Raw genomic sequence first — 18913 nt, forward strand, 5'->3', positions numbered from 1 at the left:
GGTATTACTATCTATCAAATAAGAACGCCTGACACCTCATCGAAAATATCTATAAATATCAATTGATTAGGCTTAATAAATATACTATTTCTTTATTACTTTTTATTGATAGTCTTCAAATAAAATTCTTTGACTTTTTACAGCGCAAAAAGGCTGGAGGTAAAAACCCCCAGCCACTTAGCTTACAATTGATAAACTTATTTAAGTTCGACAACTGCACCAGATTCTTCAAGTGCCTTTTTAAGTTCATCTGCATCAGCTTTGCTAACGCCTTCTTTAACTGTTGCTGGAGCTGATTCAACAAGATCTTTCGCTTCTTTTAAGCCTAAACCTGTTGCACCACGAACCGCTTTGATAACAGCGACTTTGTTAGCGCCAACATCTTTTAAGATTACATCAAATTCAGTTTTTTCTTCTGCTGCTTCAGCTGGACCAGCTGCTGCAACTGCTACAGCTGCCGCTGCAGAAACGCCAAATTTTTCTTCCATCATTGATACAAGTTCAACAACATCCATTACAGACATTTCAGCAACTGCATCTAAAATTTGTTCTTTAGTGATAGACATAATATAGTTTCCCAAATTTACAATTTTTTAATTAATAATATTCACAATCACACTGCCAATTAAGCAGCTTGTTTTTGATCGCGAACTGCTGCAAGAGTACGAACCAATTTGCCAGCTGCGGCTTCTTTCATGGTTGACATCAAGCGAGCTAATGCTTCTTCATAAGTAGGTAATGTTGCTAAGCGATCAATGTTCGCTGCAGTAATCAACTCACCTTCAAAGGCTGCGGCTTTAATCTCAAATTTTTCATTTTCTTTTGCAAACGCTTTAAAAATACGCGCAGCAGCACCTGGGTGCTCATTTGAAAATGCAATAAGAGTTGGACCAACAAACGCATCTTTTAAGCACTCGTATTGAGTTCCCTCAACAACGCGGCGTAATAAGGTGTTACGAACAACACGCATATAAACACCCGCTTCACGAGCAGATTTACGTAATGCAGTCATCTTTTCTACAGTTACGCCACGAGAATCAGCAACAACTGCAGATAGCGCACCTTTGGCGATTTCATTAACTTCAGCAACAATTTCTTGTTTATTTTGAAGATTTAGTGCCATTGGTATTGCTCCTGGATTATATACTAGGCAAAGCCTAGACTTATTTTAACTAACTACACATGTAGCTAGCACAACCACGATGAGCAGAATCCCTCTATTATATCTTATCAGGTTCTGTCACCGTCTACGTAGGAAGATTAAGTAATTAAATATCAATTACACCTACGGTCTTGGACGGGGTCTGGTTAAGGCCAGACACCAACCGATTTTTTTGTTTAATTATCGAAATAATTAAACTGTTGCATTTAATGTCGCTTGATCGATAGCAACACCTGCGCCCATTGTAGTAGATAGGCTAACTTTCTTCACAAATACACCTTTAGCAGATGCAGGTTTTGCTCGTTTTAACGCAACAAGTAATGCTTCTAAATTTTCTTTAAGTTTATCTGCATCAAAATCAGCTTTACCGATAGTGGTATGGATAATACCATTTTTATCATTACGGTAACGGATTTGACCAGCTTTAGCGTTTTTCACTGCTTCAGCAACGTTAGGCGTTACAGTACCCACTTTAGGGTTTGGCATTAAACCACGAGGCCCTAAAATTTGACCTAATTGACCAACAACACGCATAGCATCTGGTGATGCGATAACCACGTCAAAATTCATTTCGCCTTTTTTGATTTGATCAGCTAGATCGTCCATACCCACTAATTCAGCGCCAGCTTCTTTAGCGGCATCAGCGTTTGCACCTTGAGTAAAGACTGCAACACGAATACTACGACCGGTTCCGTGTGGAAGTACAATTGCACCACGCACATTTTGGTCTGATTTACGTGAATCAATACCTAAATTAACTGCAACATCAACACTTTCTGTAAATTTAGCAGTGGCAAGTTCTTTTAATAAAGCAATTGCTTCGTTGATATCATATTGTTTAGTCGCATTCACTTTTTCGCGGATAAGTTTAGCTTTTTTAGATAGTTTAGCCATGAATTAACCCTCCACTTCCAAGCCCATTGAACGTGCAGTCCCTTCAATAGAACGCATCATCGTTTCAATGGTAGCACCATTCATATCTGCAGCTTTTAATTCAGCGATTTCGCGAATTTGCGCACTCGTTACTTTACCTACTTTTTTCTTGTTAGGTTCGCCAGAACCAGACTTGATTTTAGCAGCTTTCTTTAATAATACTGCCGCAGGTGGAGTTTTAGTAACAAAAGTAAATGAACGATCAGAATAGACTGTAATAACAACAGGAATAGGTAGACCTTTTTCCATGCTTTCTGTTTTTGCATTAAATGCTTTACAGAATTCCATAATATTAACACCGTGTTGACCAAGTGCTGGACCAACTGGTGGACTAGGATTTGCTGCACCAGCTGCAACTTGCAACTTGATGTAAGCTTGTACTTTTTTTGCCATTTTTAGTTTCCTTTTCTCGGGTGCAAACGCCTCTATTAATAAATAGACAGCTCCCCTAAGTTAAATGAGGGCAGAATTATCCTACAATCGATTAATAAATGCAAGATTTATTTATTACACATAAAAGCAGGCAATATTTACCGCCTGTTTTTATTTAATAACAATGTTATTCAAGAATTAAAGTACATTAATTGCATTAAGTTCTTTAAATGCAAGTTCTAAACGTGCAACTAATGATTCTTGTCCTTTACGTAACCATACACGTGGATCGTAATATTTTTTATTTGGAGCATCAGGTCCTTCTGGGTTGCCTAATTGACCTTGTAAATATGCTTCGTTGGCTTTGTAATAATCTAAAATACCAGCCCAGTTTGCCCATTGCGTATCAGTATCGATATTCATTTTAACAACACCGTAACTAACTGCTTCAGCAATTTCTTCAGGAGTAGAGCCTGAACCACCATGGAATACAAAATTCAATGATTTTTCAGGTAAGCTAAATTTTTCAGAAACATATTTTTGTGAATTATCGAGAATTTTTGGTGTTAACTTAACATTTCCTGGTTTATACACACCATGAACATTACCAAATGATGCTGCGATAGTAAAACGTGGACTAATTGCACTTAGACGCTCATAAGCATAAGCGACATCTTCAGGTTGAGTATAAAGTGCTGAACTATCCATATGGCTATTATCAACACCATCTTCTTCACCACCAGTACAACCAAGCTCTAACTCTAATGTCATTTTCATTGCTGACATACGAGCAAGGTATTGGCAACAAATATCAATATTGTCTTTTAAAGTTTCTTCTGATAGATCGATCATGTGAGAAGAAAATAGTGGTTTGCCAGTTTTAGCAAAATGCGTTTCGCCAGCATCAAGTAACCCATCAACCCAAGGCAGTAATTTTTTTGCACAGTGATCGGTATGAACAATCACTGGTACACCATATTTTTCAGCCATTAAATGCACATGTTTAGCACCAGATACAGCACCTAACACTGCACATTCTTGACCTTCAAGTTTTAAACCTTTACCCGCAATAAATTGTGCACCGCCATTAGAAAATTGCACAATAACAGGCGAGCCAACTTTAGCTGCTGTTTCAATAACCGCATTGATTGTATTAGTGTCAACACAGTTTACAGCTGGTAATGCAAAATTATTTTCTCGTGCAATTTGAAATACTTTTTGCACATCATCACCAGTTACCACACCAGGTTTAACAACATCAGAAATCTTTGTAGCCATTTTATTACCTATAAATTTATTTATATAAAAAGTAAAGGATGAGTGATTGGCTCATCCTTTTTTATTAAATGTCTTAATTACGCTTTAGCTCTCGCTTCTAGCATTGCAACAGCCGGTAATTTTTTACCTTCCACAAATTCAAGGAAAGCTCCACCACCAGTTGAGATATAAGAGATTTTATCTTCAATTCCGAATAAATCAATTGCAGCTAATGTATCACCACCACCTGCGATTGAAAAACCTGCACTATCAGCAATAGCTTTCGCTACAATTTCAGTACCTCGACGGAAATTCGGGAATTCAAACACACCAACAGGGCCATTCCATAAAATAGTTTTGGCTTTTTTGATGATATCAGCTAATGCTTCTGCTGATTTATCACCTAAATCAAGAATTTGTTCATTTTCTTTAACATCTTTTACTGATTTTTCAGTGGCTGTAGCCGTTTCGCTAAATTCAGTAGCCACACGCACATCAGTTGGAACAGGAATATGGCAATTTGCCATTAATTTTTTTGCCTCAGGAATTAAATCTGCTTCGTAAAGTGATTTACCAACATTATAGCCTTCAGCTGCGATGAATGTATTTGCGATACCACCACCAACAATAATTTGGTCAGCGATTTTTGATAAAGAATCAAGAACAGTCAATTTTGTTGATACTTTAGAACCCGCAACAATCGCAACCATTGGACGAGCTGGATTATCTAACGCTTTACCTAAAGCATCAAGTTCAGCTGCTAATAATGGACCTGCACAAGCAACTGGCGCAAATTTACCAACACCATGAGTAGACGCTTGAGCGCGATGTGCTGTACCAAAAGCATCCATAACATAGATATCGCAAAGTGCGGCATATTTTTTTGATAAAGCTTCATCATCTTTACCTTCGCCGACATTAAAACGTACGTTTTCAAGCACAACAAGTTCACCTTCTTTAACGTCAACACCGTTAAGATAATCTTTAACTAGGCGGACAGGAAATGAAACATGTTCTTTTAAATAATCAACAACAGGTTGCAGTGAAAATTCTGGATTATATTCTCCCTCGATTGGACGCCCAATATGCGAGGTTACCATTACTTTAGCACCTTTTTTAATTGCCTCTTCAATTGTTGGCAATGATGCTTTAATACGTGCATCAGAGGTTACTTTACCATTTTTAACTGGCACATTAAGATCTGAACGAATAAATAGACGTTTTCCTTTTAGATCAAGATCTTGCATTCTAATAATAGACATGAGACATCCTCTTATGAAATATAAATAAAATAAATTTTACATTATTCTAACATAAAAAATAAGATTAGGTTACTTTCATTAACGCTTAAATAGTAAACATTTACGTTAAATACTTAATCGAAAAGCCACAAAATTTTTTTATCTAACAGCATTGACAAAAGAAAGAAAATCAGGCATATTTTGCCGCCTTATTAATATCTAATTTTTCTAAATTTGGGAGTTGACTTTGGCTAATATCAAATCAGCTAAGAAACGTGCGGTTCAATCCGAAAAACGCCGTAAACATAATGCTAGTAACCGTTCAATGATGCGTACTTATATTAAAAAAGTTTACGCAGCTGTTGCAGCTGGTGATAAACAAACAGCTGAAGTAGCATTTAAAGACATGCAAGCAGTTATTGACCGTCAAGCGGCTCGTGGTCTAATCCACAAAAACAAAGCAGCACGTCATAAAGCGAATTTAATCAAACAGATAAAAGCATTAGCTTAATACTTTATTCTGTTAGTTACTATAGTTAATTAAGAACCTAGCAAAAAGTGGTGAAAACCACTTTTTTTATTTATGTGCTAATCATTTATCAATAACAAATAAAAACAAAGAGAGTTTATTGTGGTTCAGCGTGATTATGTGAGAAAAAAGAGCCAATCTAAAAAAAATAAGTCACGAAATATGCCTAATTTAATGATATTATTAGCTATTATCATTATTATTCTGTTCTCTGCTATTCTCTACTTTGTTTCAAATAATAAACCTACGCAAATTACTGAACAGCCCAAAGCGAAAACTCAACCTCCGGCAATCACGTTACCAGAACAACCCCAAGAAAGATGGACATATTTAAAAGAGTTAGAAACGCCAAATGCTAGCTCTAACGCTCAAACAAATTCTGTTGCAAGTGAACGACAACAAATTCTCGATAGTTTTGTCAATAATTCACGTCCTGTTACAACTACACAAAATACCAATAACACGAATAATGCTAACACACAAATAACAACGACTTCAGCCCCATCACAAACAAGTCAAATAGTGAATACCTCAAATAAATGGTCACTACAATGTGGAGCTTTTAAAGATAAAGCTAATGCTGATACACTAAGAGCCAAACTTGCTATGACAGGAATAAGTGGTAATATTTCTGCAGGTCAACTGTATCGTGTGACTGTCGGACCTTTTACCAACAAAAATGAGGCTGATAAAACGATGAGCTCGTTACTCAGTAGTGGTATTAACAATTGTGTTGTTTCTAACAAATAAAAACGATGAAAACATTTAAGCACATACAACTGTTCTCAAAAATGTTATGGTGGCGGATCAACCATGACCGTTTAACGACATCATCTGCAGGGTTAGCTTATACCACGATACTTGCACTAGTACCATTGATTACGGTAATCTTTTCTTTACTGTCTGCTTTTCCAATGTTTAGTGAAGTGAGTCGATCATTGAAGCAGTTAATTTATAGTAATTTAGTACCAACAGCCAGTGACACTATCCAAAACTATCTGGAACAGTTTATTGCCAATACAAAGAAAATGACTGTGGTTGGGATAATCGGACTAATTGTCACATCGTTATTATTGATCAATTCAATTAACACAGCTCTCAATCATATTTGGAAAACAAAACGCAAACGCTCATTAATTTATAATATAACCATTTATTGGACAATATTAACCTTAGGCCCTATTTTGGCTGGCAGTAGCGTAGCGATAAGTTCATATATTTTTTCGTTAAAATGGATTTCTACAGCGATAACCAGTAACCTACTAATTAGCATTTTACCATTTCTTATTTCTGTTATTGGTTTTTGGTTACTTTATAGTATTATTCCTACCGAATCTGTCCCTTTTAAAGAGTCATTTATTGGCGCAATCGTCGCTGCAGTCTTATTTGAAATAGGAAAGCGAGCATTTTCACTTTATGTTAGCTCTTTTCCTACCTATCAATTGATTTATGGTGTGGTATCTTCGATACCTATTATGTTGGTTTGGATTTACTGTTCATGGTGTATTGTGCTATTTGGTGCAGAGTTTGCCGCGACATTGACTGACTATAACCGCCAACAAAAACAATCTATTGAAAATCAGTCTCAAGTGGAATAATAAAATCTATGATTGCCTTAATACAACGCGTTACGCAAGCCAGTGTTACTGTTGATAAACAAATTATTGGACAAATCAACCATGGCCTACTTATTTTATTAGGTGTTGAGCAAGGTGATGATCAACAAAAAGCCACTCGATTATGTGAAAAAGTTCTAGGCTATCGTATTTTCAGCGATAGTGAGGGAAAAATGAATTTGAATGTTCAGCAAGCTAAAGGTGAGGTATTAGTTGTTTCTCAATTTACACTTGCTGCTGATACCCAAAAGGGAATGCGACCTAGTTTTACTAAGGGAGCAAAACCCGACGAAGCCAATAAACTCTATCAATTTTTTGTCGAGCAATGTAAAAAACAAATTAATACCCAAACTGGGCAATTTGCTGCCAATATGCAAGTATCATTGATTAATGATGGTCCGGTTACTTTTTGGTTACAGACTTAAAATATTATTCATGCCTCAACAAATAGATTAACTAAAAAGTGAATTATTTTACCGTAAAAGACGAATAAACAATTTCAGTAAAATTATTATTTATCACCTTTATAATCATCTTAAATTTTTTAACATATCTATTGCTGATGCTTGAGGGGATAAACCTAATTTATTTAGCTTAGTAAGATAATATTGTTTTACATCTTCCCAATAGTAGTAAGGATAATGTTCAGTTTTGACAGGAAGATGCACTTCCTGCTCATTTAACAGAATCTTTACCAGTATCGGTTGATCTACTTTTTTACTTTTATAAAAAATCCATTGAATATTTGCCATCATAGGAATAATTTTATCTGCCTGCCAAACCAAAGGATATTGTACTATCGGATTTGCAACTGTTGCAGTCCCTTCTATTTCAAGTAAAGTCGCCAAAGGCGATACGGTTTCGGCATGGGCAAAACGCAAATTAGCGTCAATATTATTATTCTTTATAGCAAAATCTGCTGTATTTAACATATCCCATAGTAAAGGTGCAGCTATTTTAATCTGAATACCATTTGCATCAAAGGCTGGACCTATTTGTAGATAATTTTTTACAGTAACGATATTATTAAATTGTGTTTTTTCATCTTCATGAAAAAATGAATTAAGATCCACATGATTTTCTGCTAATAATTGTGGAGAAAAAGCGGGTAATTCTTGATACAACTGATAAACTGCAATAACAAAATCCATTGATTTTATGGATGAATTTTCATTAATTTCAAGACCTTTATCTAAATGTTTTTGGATAAACTCATCACTAAAAATTCGGTGTAAAAAATGGTACCCCATCTCCCATGAATCTGGCATATTTTCAATCAATTTTATTGCATTTTTCACTTTTTTACTTTGTTTAAATTCCTCATAAGCGGGGGAATACTCGAAAAAACGCAATAATGTTTGTTGATCTTCTTGCTGTTGCGTGACGTTGATTTGAGGATATTTTGAATGAAAAGCTTCAACAAAAATGTTTGCTGTCTCTTTAGCTCTGGGTGAACTTGAAGAGATAACCTCAATTTTCTGACCTTTAAAAACAGAAGGATAATTATTCAACATCCGCTGACTGATTAAACGAATATTTTGTCGTCCCAGATCGGTTAGAGCGCCATAATGGCCTTTATTCAATTGTGTAATACGGCTAATTTGGTCAAGCAAATCTTTACCAAGATGCGTCAACTGACCCTTATTTTCAGCGATTAATAAAGTTTGGTAGGCAATATCTTCATATTTTGATTTGCTAATATAACGCGATCCATGCCGCCCAACATGATCAATATAAAAAGCATCGTAACCATCAGGCGCTGGTGTGTATGTGTATTTCGAATCAAAATGATATGCAGTTTTAGATCCTGCCGCTATTTGCTGTTCGGCAAATCCCATACAAGAAAAGGCAAATAAACACAGAGCACAAATTTTTTTGGCATAATCCATAAAAATACTCCTGACAATTAAATATCTATTTACCAAACTTCTCAGTAAAAAATTAACTTATATAACACAATAAACGTTTAATTATAATGTAGCCAAATTGAATGTTTCAGATAGTATTGTGATCAGTCGAATTAAATCATTTAATTTTTATTCTACCTATTATAAATGGCAAGGTCAAAAAACAGATTATTATTTTAAGTCATCTCTTTTTAATTTTTGTAAAAAGGATTATCTTATTACCCATTAAAAATAACCTTTGCTTAATTGATAAAAAAACTAATGAAATTATATGGATTTACTGGTACTAAAATTTGTTGTGCTTTCATTTCGGCATGTATAACAACCCCTTATAACCTCACTCGCTTTTTTAAAGACCTTATTGCAGGCATTACAGTTGGTATTATTGCAATTCCGCTAGCAATGGCACTAGCTATTGCCAGTGGTGTACCGCCTCAACATGGACTTTATACGGCAATTATTGCAGGATTAGTCATTGCATTAACAGGCGGATCGCGTTATAGCGTTTCGGGTCCAACTGCTGCTTTCGTTGTTATTTTATATCCAGTTTCGTTACAATATGGATTAGCTGGATTATTAGTAGCGACACTATTATCCGGTTTTTTTCTAATTTTAATGGGCGTTGTAAGATTAGGTCGATTAATTGAATATATTCCTCTACCCGTGGTTTTAGGTTTTACATCTGGTATTGCAATTACTATTGCCACCATGCAGATCAAAGATTTTTTTGGCTTAACACTCGAACACATGCCCGAAAATTACATTACAAAGGTCATTGAATTAGCAAAAACATTACCCACTATCAACATAGCCGATACCCTAGTTGGAATCGTGACATTAATTGTCTTAATTGTCTGGCCAAAATTTCGAGTAAAAATATCAGGTCATTTACCTGCCTTAATTGCTGGTATTGCCGTTATGTTTATTTTTAAACAATTTGGTTATCAAATTGAAACCATCGGTTCTCGATTCACTTATACGTTAGCCGACAATAGTATTGGTCATGGCATTCCATCGGTGTTACCTGAATTCATTTTGCCATGGCAATATACGGATTTTAATTTAGACTGGTCTACGCTCTCCGCGCTGCTCCCCATTTCACTCACTATGGCGATGTTATGTGCTATTGAATCACTGCTTTGCGCTGTAGTATTAGATGAAATGACTCATACCAAACATCATTCCAATAGTGAATTGATCGGTCAAGGATTGGGAAATATCATTGCGCCATTTTTTGGTGGAATTTCAGCAACAGCAGCTATCGCACGTTCTGCCGCCAATGTCAAAGCGGGTGCGACATCCCCTGTTGCTGCAATGCTACATTCAATCATTGTTTTATTAGCGCTTATCTGCTTTGCTCCACTTTTATCTTATATCCCGCTTTCAGCAATGGCAGCATTATTATTAATCGTGGCGTGGAATATGAGCGCAGTACAACGCGTAATTTATATCATTAAACGCGCACCTAAAGATGATATTTTGATTATGCTTATTTGTATGTCTTTAACCGTATTATTTGATATGGTGATTGCTATAACACTTGGCATAGTCTTAGCTTCAATTCTATTTATGCGTCGCATTGCACATATGACACGTTTGGTTGAAATCAATCGAACCAATGAAAAAACATTAGTTCTCCGCATTAATGGACCACTATTTTTTGCCGCTGCTGAGCGCACCTTTTCGGAAATTTACCAGAAAATAAATGGCTATGAGCATATTGTATTACAATGGGATGCGGTGCCTATTCTTGATGCTGGTGGATTAAATGCATTAATTCATTTTATTGATGAATTACCAAAACAGGTTGATTTATCAATTTGTGAATTACAATTTCAGCCGCTAAAAACAATAGCGAGAGCTAAAATTGTACCTGTTCCAAATAAATTGATGTTTTTCTCAACACTTGATGAAGCACTGAAAGATAAAGAATAATTTTATATTTAGTTTTATTATATTAACGCTATAAAAAACACAACAAAACTCAACCCTAATCATTGTTGTGTATATTGTATTAAACTGTAATAGCTTATCTTTTTTCGTCAATCGTTATTGGCAAAATTATTGATAGGCATATACCCAACAACATAAATTAATCATGACAATATAGGAAATGCATATGATAACTGATTTAAACAATATTAATAATCTCAAACAAAAATCAAACTGGTTTATTTTAGTTGGTATAATTTTAATCGTGTTAGGATGTTTAGCACTAGGTTATCAATTCGTCGCAACTGTCTTTTCAGTGTATTTTATTGGAACATTAATTTTAATTGCAGGTATTGCTCAAGCAGTACACTCTTTTAATATTAAAGGTTTTGGACAATCAGCGTTATGGGCTGTAATGGGCGTTTTATATATTTTTATTGGTTTAATGTCATTTTTCCAACCTATCGCTGTATCATCAGCGTTAACATTAGTGGTTTCTATTCTACTGATTATGAGTGGCTTTACTCAAATCTTTGCGGCAATGAACAACCGCTATTTACCACGCTGGGGATGGGTTTTAACCTCAGGAATCATCACATTAATTTTAGGATTTATGATACTTGCAGGTTGGCCATATAACAGCCTTTGGGTATTAGGCATGTTTTTAGGTATTGATCTTATATTCCAAGGTTGGGCATATGTAGCAATTGGTTTTGCACTTAAAAATCGATAGTTTAAACGCAAAAGTTGCTCACTAACTTAGTGTATAAATTATGTGAGCAACAACTTTCACTACAATGATGTCACACCTTATAATTGATGTTTAACAAATACAACCAAATAACTATTTGTAATTTTTATTCGTTTTTGCTTTGACTTCTTTCATGGATTGTAAAATTCGATGATAGTTATCAAGCCTTGAAGGGGCTATTTTTTTATCAATAACTGCTTGTTGCAATAAACAACCTGGTGTTGTTAAATGATCACAATCACGAAATTGGCATCCCCCTAAATAATCCGCAAATTCTTTGAAACCATTTATAACCTGCTCAGGCTCTAAATGCCACAAACCAAACTCACGAATACCTGGAGAATCAATAATGTCGCCACCATTAGGCAGATGATATAACCTCGTTGACGTGGTGGTATGTTGACCAAGCCCAGATATTTCTGAAACATCGCCTGTGAGTGCAAATTGCGATTGATGAGGTAATAATAAGTTAATAATACTTGATTTTCCCACCCCTGACTGCCCAACTAAAATAGATACCTTATTTTGTAAGGTCTGTTGTAACGCTATAATGCCCTGCTGATCTTGACAAGAAACAAAAAGCACCTGATAACCAATTTGGTGATATATGGCTAATTGACTTTCAACGTCTTTACGTTGTGAATCAGTAAGCAAATCAATCTTGTTTAACACAATAATTGGCGTGATGTCTGTTGCCTCACAAGCAACTAAATAGCGATCAATGATATTAAGCGATAATTCAGGCAAAACAGCTGAGATAATGACGATTTGATCGACATTCGCAGCGACCGGCTTAACACCATCATAAAAATCAGGACGAACCAACTCTGAATGGCGAGGATAAACAGCCTCGATAATACCATTGGTATTTGGCTCTAAACTTTCACGCCAAACCACTTTATCGCCAGTCACCAATGAAGGTAAAGTTCGACGAATACTACATCGACAAATTTTGCCTAAACTATCCTCCACATCCGCAGACTTACCAAAACGGCTAACAACCACACCATCACTTGGTGACGTGAAGTTGGCTAAGTTTTCATCTGACTTTATGGCTAAACGTTGTTGATGTTTCGCAGCCATGCGTCTTTTTTGATTTTGAGATAATTGATTTTTTGCCACAGTCAATAATTTTTACTAAAACAGTTTGACAGTTATGCTACACTAGTCAGCATTAAAAAGAAAATTTCTATGACATATTATGACTACATCATCACAAGTTAACAGTAATAATCTTATCTGGATTGACCTTGAAATGACAGGTCTGAATCCCACTGTTGATCGCATCATCGAAATCGCCACAATTGTGACTGATTCAGATCTCAACATTGTTGCTGAAGGTCCTGTTATTGCCGTACATCAATCCGATGAACAACTGGCGCTGATGGACGATTGGAACAAAAATACCCATGGAAAATCAGGTTTAATTGAACGCGTTCGTCAAAGTCAAATCAATGAACAGCAAGCAGAACAACAGACCATCGAATTTTTAAAACAATGGGTACCAGAAAACTGCTCCCCCATTTGTGGCAACACTATTGCACAAGATCGTCGTTTTTTATTTAATTACATGCCTAATTTAGAACGTTACTTTCATTATCGTTATTTAGATGTCAGCACTATTAAAGAGTTAGCCAAACGTTGGAAACCTGAGATATTAAAAGGAATAAGTAAACAAAGTACACACCAAGCGCTTGATGATATACGCGACTCAATTGCTGAACTTACTTATTATCGTAAGTATTTTTTTAATGTAACCCAATAATTAGACATGTTGGATAATTGTTATGCAAATTCTATATAATGTCCTGTTATATATTATCCAACCATTAATATGGATAAAATTACTGTGGCGTAGCCGTAAAGCACCAGCTTATCGCAAACGTTGGTTAGAACGCTATGGTTTTTGTAAACACAAAGTCAAACCAAATGGCATTTTAGTTCATGCCGTATCTGTTGGTGAAACCATTGCCGCCATTCCGCTAGTAAAAGCGTTACAGCAGCGATATCCCGATTTACCTATTACTGTTACTACAATGACGCCAACGGGTTCAGAACAAGTAAAATCATTATTAAAAGATAGTGTCAGCCATGTCTATTTGCCTTACGATCTACCTTGTGCATTACATCGATTTCTTAAAATCGTATCACCTAAATTGGTGATTATTATGGAAACAGAACTTTGGCCCAATTTGATATCCCAGTGCTATAAACGCCATATCCCAGTGATTATTGCCAATGCTAGGTTGTCAGAGCGATCGGCTAAAAGGTATGCTAAGTTAGGAAAAACGATTAGCCACTTATTGGCTAAAATTAGTACTGTCGCGGTACAAAATCATCAAGATGGCGAGCGTTTTATATCGCTAGGCTTGCCAAAAGAACATTTGTCCATCACCGGCAGTATCAAGTTTGATATCAACTTAACAAATCAACAGCAACAACAAATAATCGCATTAAAACAACAATGGCAATTAAATCGACCGGTATTAATTGCAGCAAGTACACATACTGGTGAAGATGAAATTATCTTATCTGCCTTTAAACTATTACTGCAAAAACACGCTAATCTTTTATTAATTTTAGTACCCCGTCATCCTGAACGTTTTAATACTGTTGAAAAGTTAATTAATGATGAAGGTTTTAATTACATCAAACGCAGTAATCAACAAATACCAACGCCCCAAACACAAATAATTTTAGGCGATACAATGGGAGAGTTAATGGTGCTTTATGGTATTGCCGATATTGCCGTAGTTGGAGGTAGTTTCGTCAAACACGGTGGACATAATCCATTAGAACCCGCTTTACACCATATTCCTATTATCAGCGGAGAGCACTATTTTAATTTCAACGTTATTTGTGAACAGCTCATTGCTGATAATGCAATGATTATTAGTGATAGTTCAGCCAATAAATTGGCTTTATTCGTTGATAATTTATTAACTAACCCAACTCACTGCAAGCAAATTGGCGAAAAAGCACACTATGTGTTAAAACAAAATCAAGGTGCTTTAGCTAAGTTACTTGCTATTATTAACCATTATCTCTGTTAATCGAAGGGTGATTTGTGGATAAAAAACAAGGCTTATTATTAGTGAATCTAGGCACACCTAGCAAATTAACACCAGATGCAATAAAACAATATTTAACAGAGTTTTTATTGGACAAGCATGTGGTCGATTTGCCTTATTTGTTATGGTATCCCATTTTAAAATATCTAATATTACCCAAACGTGTTCCCTATATTATAAATCACTATAAAAAAATATGGGTCAATAACTGCTCGCCTTTACTCCACTACAGTCAATTATTATGTGACAAGTTACAACATGAGCTACCAGAAACTCACTGCGAGCTGGCAATGACTTATGCTCAACCCGATATGCAGTCGGCACTCAATAATCTTAAATCATGCAATAAAATTACTGTATTACCCTTGTTCCCACAATACTCTACCACGACAACGCTTGCAGTATTGGATAAATTAAAACAGATGATTAAACGTGATAGTCATTTTAATAATATTAACTATATTCGCGATTATGCTGACAATCCATGTTATATTCACGCGCTTTATACACAAATTGAACAGGCAATTTTAAAAAATGGAAAGCCGGAAGTATTACTACTTTCTTATCATGGTATTCCTGAACGTTACCGCAAAAGACGTCAAGAAGATTATATTGAGCGTTGTCAACTCACTACCGAATTATTGATAAAAAAATGTCATCAAAGTGGTCTTGATTTATCAATTCAGATGGCTTATCAATCGAAATTTGGTAAAGGAAAATGGGTCGAACCTAACACCAGTGATATCCTACAAAATCTAGCGAATACTGGTATCAAACATGTACAAGTCATGTGCCCTGGCTTTTCCGCTGATTGTATTGAAACCCTATACGAAATCGATGATGAAAATCGGCAAATATTTCTACAATCTGGTGGTAAACAATTCTATTATATTCCAGCACTAAATGATTCTCGTTTACATATTGAATTAATAAAAAGTTTGGTTAATTGTGATAAAACCTATCCTTTAACCTAAATTAGTCGACATAATGTTAAACATTAATCATAACCACTAATCAAAAGGCTAATCACTTAAAACGCATATATGCTTCAATTATAAATTCGAAATTGATTACAATTAATGCGAAATAATGAGCGGCCAACAATATTTGATTTAACGTGTGGTAGGATAATAAATATCAATATTATTAGCAGTAAGGAAAAATAGATGAAAATAATTATTATCGGTGCTCAAGCAGCTGGAGCAAGTGCCGCAGCAAAAGCGAAAAGAATCAATCCCGAGGCAACTATCCGTATTTATGAAAAATCCGATATCGTATCGTTTGGTGCTTGTGGTTTACCCTACTTTATTGGTGATCACTTTAGTGATGCCAACGAAATGATATCACGAACACCCCAACAGTTCGAAAAAGACGGTATTGACATAAAAATTCTTCATGAAGTTGTTGCAATAGATACTCTATCTAAAAAATTGAAGATAAAAGATCTGACTAATGGACACTGTTTTGAAGACACTTACGACAAATTACTTTTAGCGGTGGGTGCAAGTCCAATCATTCCACCATTTTCAAATGATAAACTCAAAAATATTTTTACACTTCGTGATCTCTATGATGGTCAAGCAATTAAAAAAACGCTAAATGATGCTCAAGTTAACAATATTATTGTGGTTGGAGCTGGTTATATTGGACTAGAATTGGTCGAATCACTTGTTGCATTAAACAAAAAAGTTAAGTTGATTCAATTGGATGATAGAGTATTAGTTGATGCATTCGATGCGCAAATTACCGATATCATAGCTGAAAATATCAAGCAATATTGCGATTTACATTTACAAGAAAAAGTACTAGGTTTTGGTGGACAAGATAAAGTCACCCACGTGATAACCGATAAAGACCAGTACCCAGCCGATATGGTTATTATTGCAACAGGTGTAAAACCCAATAGCAGCATTTATAACAATTTAGGGATTAGTACCTTAAAAAATGGTGCGATTATTACTGATGCGTTAGGCCAAACCAATATTTGTGACATCTATGCAGCAGGCGATTGTGCCGCACTTTATCACAAGGTTAGCCATGATATGGTCTATATTCCATTAGCGACCGGAGCAAATAAACTTGGCAAAGTTGTAGGTGAAAATTTAGCCGGCGGACACTGTCAATTTCCTGGAACCTTAGGTACATCAGCATTAAAAGTGTTTGATATTGAAGCTGGTCGAACAGGTATTACAGAAAATGATGCTAAAAAAGCAGCCATTGCCTATAAAACCGTTGTAGTAAAAGATAAAAACCATAGCAACTACGTTGCTGGGCAAACCAGCATAACCGCTAAACTAATTTATCATGCCGAAACTCGTATTATTTTAGGTGGACAAATTGCCGGGGGGGTTGGAGCAGCGTTAAGAGTCAATGTGTTAGCAACAGCAATATGGGCAAAAATGACCATTGATGAATTAACTATGTTGGATTTTTTATATGCTCCTCCTTTTTCTAGGCCATGGGATGTTTTAAATATCGCAGGATCCATCGCAAAATAGCGAATACATAATCAATCAGGGTTATCGAACAACTATATTGCAAATTAGCGATTAATATTCAATTAAAGTTAACACAATACTGAAATATACCCATTGATAGATTAATTAAATCAGAAATTTATTTTATAACCGATATATTTACATTTTTTATTTGATAATTAAATTTATCAGCAAAGGCGAGGTTCAACTATGTCAGATGCCATTTTTCAAGGAACTTTTTTTGAAAAGTTCTTATCCATAACTCATTACCAAACCTTAATTGGAATTGGACTTTTACTTGTCTGCTTTTTTGCTGTAATGAGGCCATTACAAAACCGAAAAGTCAATTTTTCGATTCGTATGTTAGTCGGATTAATACTTGGCGCAGTACTTGGTTTAGGCATCCAAGCTGCTGCTGGATTTCCTGATACATCAAGTGTTTGGATGCAAGAAACAGCAACATGGTATGGTCTTTTTGGGCGTGCATTTATTGCCTTTATTCGTATGCTAGTTATTCCACTCATCTTTGTATCCATCGTTAAAGTCATCATTGATTTCTCCGGAAAAGACAATCTCCCTCAGATTGCTTTTAGAGGTATCTTTTGGTTACTCTTTACTACGGCTATCGCTTGTTTGGTGGGTATTATACTTGCCAACCTATTTTCCCTCGGTGAAATGAGCAAAGCATCAGAACTTCAAGCTCAAGCAAAACAATATACCAATATAATTGATACGTTTATCAACCTAATACCCAGTAACATTATCGCCTCAATGGTTAAAGAAAATATTGTTGGTTTAGTCATCTTTTCTGCTTTGATGGGACTTGCTGCCAATCGAATGGAAAAGAAAAATCCTAAACCAATCGAACTATTTAAAACATTTATCGAAGCGCTATACAAAATTGTCATGTCAATTGCTATGACAGTAATAAAATACATGCCTTACGCGGTAATAGCTTTACTTGCCCGTACCATCATTTCTAATGGTATACCGGCTATTATTCAAGTTTCCAGTTTTGTCGTTGCCATTTATGTTGCGACCTTAATTATGCTAATTGTGCATGTTGCTATTGTATTAACGCATGGTATATCACCAATAACGTTTATCAAAAAAGCGTTGGGTACATGGCTATTAGCCTTTACCAGCCGGTCATCTGTTGGCACATTACCCATGACAATTTCTACATTAACTGTCAGAATGGGGGTTAATACCGGTACAGCTAATTTAGTCTGCTCGCTTGGTAGTACAATGGGGATGAACGGCTGTGCTGGCTTTTTTCCAGCATTACTCGCAGTCATGGTTGCACATATGGTTGGTATTGATACTAATATTCAATTTTATATTATGTTAGTGATTGTCGTTGTGATTGGTTCAATCGGTATTGCGGGTATTCCTGGCACCGCAACCGTTGCGGCAACTGTCGTATTATCTGGAATGGGCATGGCTGAGTATTTTCCGTTGATTGGTATGGTCCTTGCTGTTGATCCAATTATTGATATGGCCAGAACTTTAGCCAATGTATCTGGTGCAATGACCGCGGCGATTGCCACTGATCGTGAAGTAGGTTTGATGGACTTGAACGTATATAATGATCCTAATGTGACACTTGAAAATGAATCAACAGATGCCTAATTAAGTTGCTATTATTAAATAGTAAGCTAAATG

Annotated in this window: 19 protein-coding genes; 11 read left to right on the forward strand and 8 right to left on the reverse strand. The window is 35.7% G+C overall.

Annotation, left to right across the window (positions count from 1 at the left end):
- Positions 1 to 197: 197 nt before the first annotated feature.
- The 6 genes from rplL to pgk form a co-directional block, all read right to left on the reverse strand.
- The gene (rplL, locus tag J3U66_RS10090; RefSeq protein WP_034884317.1) at positions 198 to 566 is read right to left on the reverse strand and encodes a 50S ribosomal protein L7/L12; all 369 of its coding nucleotides are present in this window, start codon (positions 564 to 566) and stop codon (positions 198 to 200) included.
- A 59-nt stretch (positions 567 to 625) separates the two neighbouring features.
- A complete protein-coding gene (gene rplJ, locus J3U66_RS10095; RefSeq protein ID WP_065634123.1) occupies positions 626 to 1123 on the reverse strand; it encodes a 50S ribosomal protein L10 in 498 nt (165 codons plus the stop codon).
- A gap of 231 nt (positions 1124 to 1354) precedes the next feature.
- Positions 1355 to 2056: a 50S ribosomal protein L1 gene (gene rplA, locus J3U66_RS10100; RefSeq protein ID WP_065634122.1), complete on the reverse strand. Its 702-nt coding sequence runs from the start codon at positions 2054 to 2056 to the stop codon at positions 1355 to 1357.
- 3 nt (positions 2057 to 2059) lie between these two features.
- Positions 2060 to 2488 (reverse strand): 50S ribosomal protein L11, encoded by a 429-nt coding sequence (gene rplK / locus J3U66_RS10105; protein WP_034884321.1) that lies wholly within the window; start codon positions 2486 to 2488, stop codon positions 2060 to 2062.
- A 177-nt stretch (positions 2489 to 2665) separates the two neighbouring features.
- Positions 2666 to 3745, reverse strand: coding sequence for a class II fructose-bisphosphate aldolase (fbaA, locus tag J3U66_RS10110; RefSeq protein ID WP_065634121.1), 1080 nt, complete (start codon positions 3743 to 3745; stop codon positions 2666 to 2668).
- Between the two features lie 77 nt (positions 3746 to 3822).
- Entirely contained in the window at positions 3823 to 4986 is a 1164-nt protein-coding gene (gene pgk, locus J3U66_RS10115) for a phosphoglycerate kinase (RefSeq protein WP_267348874.1), read from the reverse strand.
- A gap of 226 nt (positions 4987 to 5212) precedes the next feature.
- Between pgk and rpsT the strand changes: the two genes are divergently transcribed.
- The 4 genes from rpsT (at position 5213) to dtd (ending at position 7535) form a co-directional block, all read left to right on the forward strand.
- Entirely contained in the window at positions 5213 to 5476 is a 264-nt protein-coding gene (gene rpsT / locus J3U66_RS10120) for a 30S ribosomal protein S20 (protein WP_065634119.1), read from the forward strand.
- Positions 5477 to 5596: 120 nt separating this feature from the next.
- On the forward strand, positions 5597 to 6244 hold the full coding sequence (locus J3U66_RS10125; protein ID WP_267348876.1) for an SPOR domain-containing protein: 648 nt from the start codon (positions 5597 to 5599) through the stop codon (positions 6242 to 6244).
- A gap of 5 nt (positions 6245 to 6249) precedes the next feature.
- The gene (locus J3U66_RS10130; RefSeq protein ID WP_267334164.1) at positions 6250 to 7092 is read left to right on the forward strand and encodes a virulence factor BrkB family protein; all 843 of its coding nucleotides are present in this window, start codon (positions 6250 to 6252) and stop codon (positions 7090 to 7092) included.
- Between the two features lie 8 nt (positions 7093 to 7100).
- Positions 7101 to 7535 (forward strand): D-aminoacyl-tRNA deacylase, encoded by a 435-nt coding sequence (gene dtd, locus J3U66_RS10135; protein ID WP_267334163.1) that lies wholly within the window; start codon positions 7101 to 7103, stop codon positions 7533 to 7535.
- 105 nt (positions 7536 to 7640) lie between these two features.
- On the opposite strand, the gene J3U66_RS10140 is transcribed toward dtd, so the two are convergent.
- Positions 7641 to 8999 (reverse strand): histidine-type phosphatase, encoded by a 1359-nt coding sequence (locus tag J3U66_RS10140; protein WP_267348878.1) that lies wholly within the window; start codon positions 8997 to 8999, stop codon positions 7641 to 7643.
- 279 nt (positions 9000 to 9278) lie between these two features.
- Between J3U66_RS10140 and dauA the strand changes: the two genes are divergently transcribed.
- Complete coding sequence (gene dauA / locus J3U66_RS10145) at positions 9279 to 10952, forward strand: C4-dicarboxylic acid transporter DauA (RefSeq protein ID WP_267334161.1); 1674 nt, start codon at positions 9279 to 9281, stop codon at positions 10950 to 10952.
- 184 nt (positions 10953 to 11136) lie between these two features.
- On the forward strand, positions 11137 to 11682 hold the full coding sequence (locus J3U66_RS10150) for an HdeD family acid-resistance protein (RefSeq protein ID WP_267334160.1): 546 nt from the start codon (positions 11137 to 11139) through the stop codon (positions 11680 to 11682).
- Between the two features lie 111 nt (positions 11683 to 11793).
- Here J3U66_RS10150 and rsgA read toward each other — a convergent pair whose 3' ends face one another.
- Positions 11794 to 12822 carry a small ribosomal subunit biogenesis GTPase RsgA gene (gene rsgA / locus J3U66_RS10155; protein ID WP_267348880.1) on the reverse strand — a complete coding sequence of 343 codons (1029 nt, stop codon included), beginning with the start codon at positions 12820 to 12822 and terminating at the stop codon, positions 11794 to 11796.
- 79 nt (positions 12823 to 12901) lie between these two features.
- Between rsgA and orn the strand changes: the two genes are divergently transcribed.
- The 5 genes from orn to J3U66_RS10180 all read left to right on the forward strand — a co-directional run bounded on the left by orn (position 12902) and on the right by J3U66_RS10180 (position 18880).
- Positions 12902 to 13465, forward strand: a complete 564-nt coding sequence (gene orn / locus J3U66_RS10160) for an oligoribonuclease (RefSeq protein ID WP_267334158.1) — start codon at positions 12902 to 12904, stop codon at positions 13463 to 13465.
- A gap of 22 nt (positions 13466 to 13487) precedes the next feature.
- Positions 13488 to 14753, forward strand: coding sequence for a lipid IV(A) 3-deoxy-D-manno-octulosonic acid transferase (waaA, locus tag J3U66_RS10165; RefSeq protein ID WP_267334157.1), 1266 nt, complete (start codon positions 13488 to 13490; stop codon positions 14751 to 14753).
- A gap of 14 nt (positions 14754 to 14767) precedes the next feature.
- Complete coding sequence (gene hemH, locus J3U66_RS10170; RefSeq protein ID WP_267344546.1) at positions 14768 to 15745, forward strand: ferrochelatase; 978 nt, start codon at positions 14768 to 14770, stop codon at positions 15743 to 15745.
- A gap of 192 nt (positions 15746 to 15937) precedes the next feature.
- Positions 15938 to 17269: a CoA-disulfide reductase gene (locus J3U66_RS10175; protein ID WP_267348881.1), complete on the forward strand. Its 1332-nt coding sequence runs from the start codon at positions 15938 to 15940 to the stop codon at positions 17267 to 17269.
- Positions 17270 to 17458: 189 nt separating this feature from the next.
- Positions 17459 to 18880, forward strand: a complete 1422-nt coding sequence (locus J3U66_RS10180; RefSeq protein WP_267344543.1) for a cation:dicarboxylate symporter family transporter — start codon at positions 17459 to 17461, stop codon at positions 18878 to 18880.
- The last annotated feature ends 33 nt before the right edge of the window (positions 18881 to 18913 follow it).

This window comes from Gilliamella sp. B2969 (assembly GCF_026536195.1).
Classification (GTDB): Bacteria; Pseudomonadota; Gammaproteobacteria; order Enterobacterales; family Orbaceae; genus Gilliamella.

Bases quoted from the DNA above. Each gene is read 5' to 3' on its own strand.
- rplL (WP_034884317.1), bottom strand. From the start codon at position 566: ATGTCTATCACTAAAGAACAAATTTTAGATGCAGTTGCTGAAATGTCT.
- rplJ (WP_065634123.1), bottom strand. From the start codon at position 1,123: ATGGCACTAAATCTTCAAAATAAACAAGAAATTGTTGCTGAAGTTAAT.
- rplA (WP_065634122.1), bottom strand. From the start codon at position 2,056: ATGGCTAAACTATCTAAAAAAGCTAAACTTATCCGCGAAAAAGTGAAT.
- rplK (WP_034884321.1), bottom strand. From the start codon at position 2,488: ATGGCAAAAAAAGTACAAGCTTACATCAAGTTGCAAGTTGCAGCTGGT.
- fbaA (WP_065634121.1), bottom strand. From the start codon at position 3,745: ATGGCTACAAAGATTTCTGATGTTGTTAAACCTGGTGTGGTAACTGGT.
- pgk (WP_267348874.1), bottom strand. From the start codon at position 4,986: ATGTCTATTATTAGAATGCAAGATCTTGATCTAAAAGGAAAACGTCTA.
- J3U66_RS10130 (WP_267334164.1), top strand. From the start codon at position 6,250: ATGAAAACATTTAAGCACATACAACTGTTCTCAAAAATGTTATGGTGG.
- dtd (WP_267334163.1), top strand. From the start codon at position 7,101: ATGATTGCCTTAATACAACGCGTTACGCAAGCCAGTGTTACTGTTGAT.
- J3U66_RS10140 (WP_267348878.1), bottom strand. From the start codon at position 8,999: ATGGATTATGCCAAAAAAATTTGTGCTCTGTGTTTATTTGCCTTTTCT.
- dauA (WP_267334161.1), top strand. From the start codon at position 9,279: ATGAAATTATATGGATTTACTGGTACTAAAATTTGTTGTGCTTTCATT.
- J3U66_RS10150 (WP_267334160.1), top strand. From the start codon at position 11,137: ATGATAACTGATTTAAACAATATTAATAATCTCAAACAAAAATCAAAC.
- orn (WP_267334158.1), top strand. From the start codon at position 12,902: ATGACTACATCATCACAAGTTAACAGTAATAATCTTATCTGGATTGAC.
- waaA (WP_267334157.1), top strand. From the start codon at position 13,488: ATGCAAATTCTATATAATGTCCTGTTATATATTATCCAACCATTAATA.
- J3U66_RS10175 (WP_267348881.1), top strand. From the start codon at position 15,938: ATGAAAATAATTATTATCGGTGCTCAAGCAGCTGGAGCAAGTGCCGCA.
- J3U66_RS10180 (WP_267344543.1), top strand. From the start codon at position 17,459: ATGTCAGATGCCATTTTTCAAGGAACTTTTTTTGAAAAGTTCTTATCC.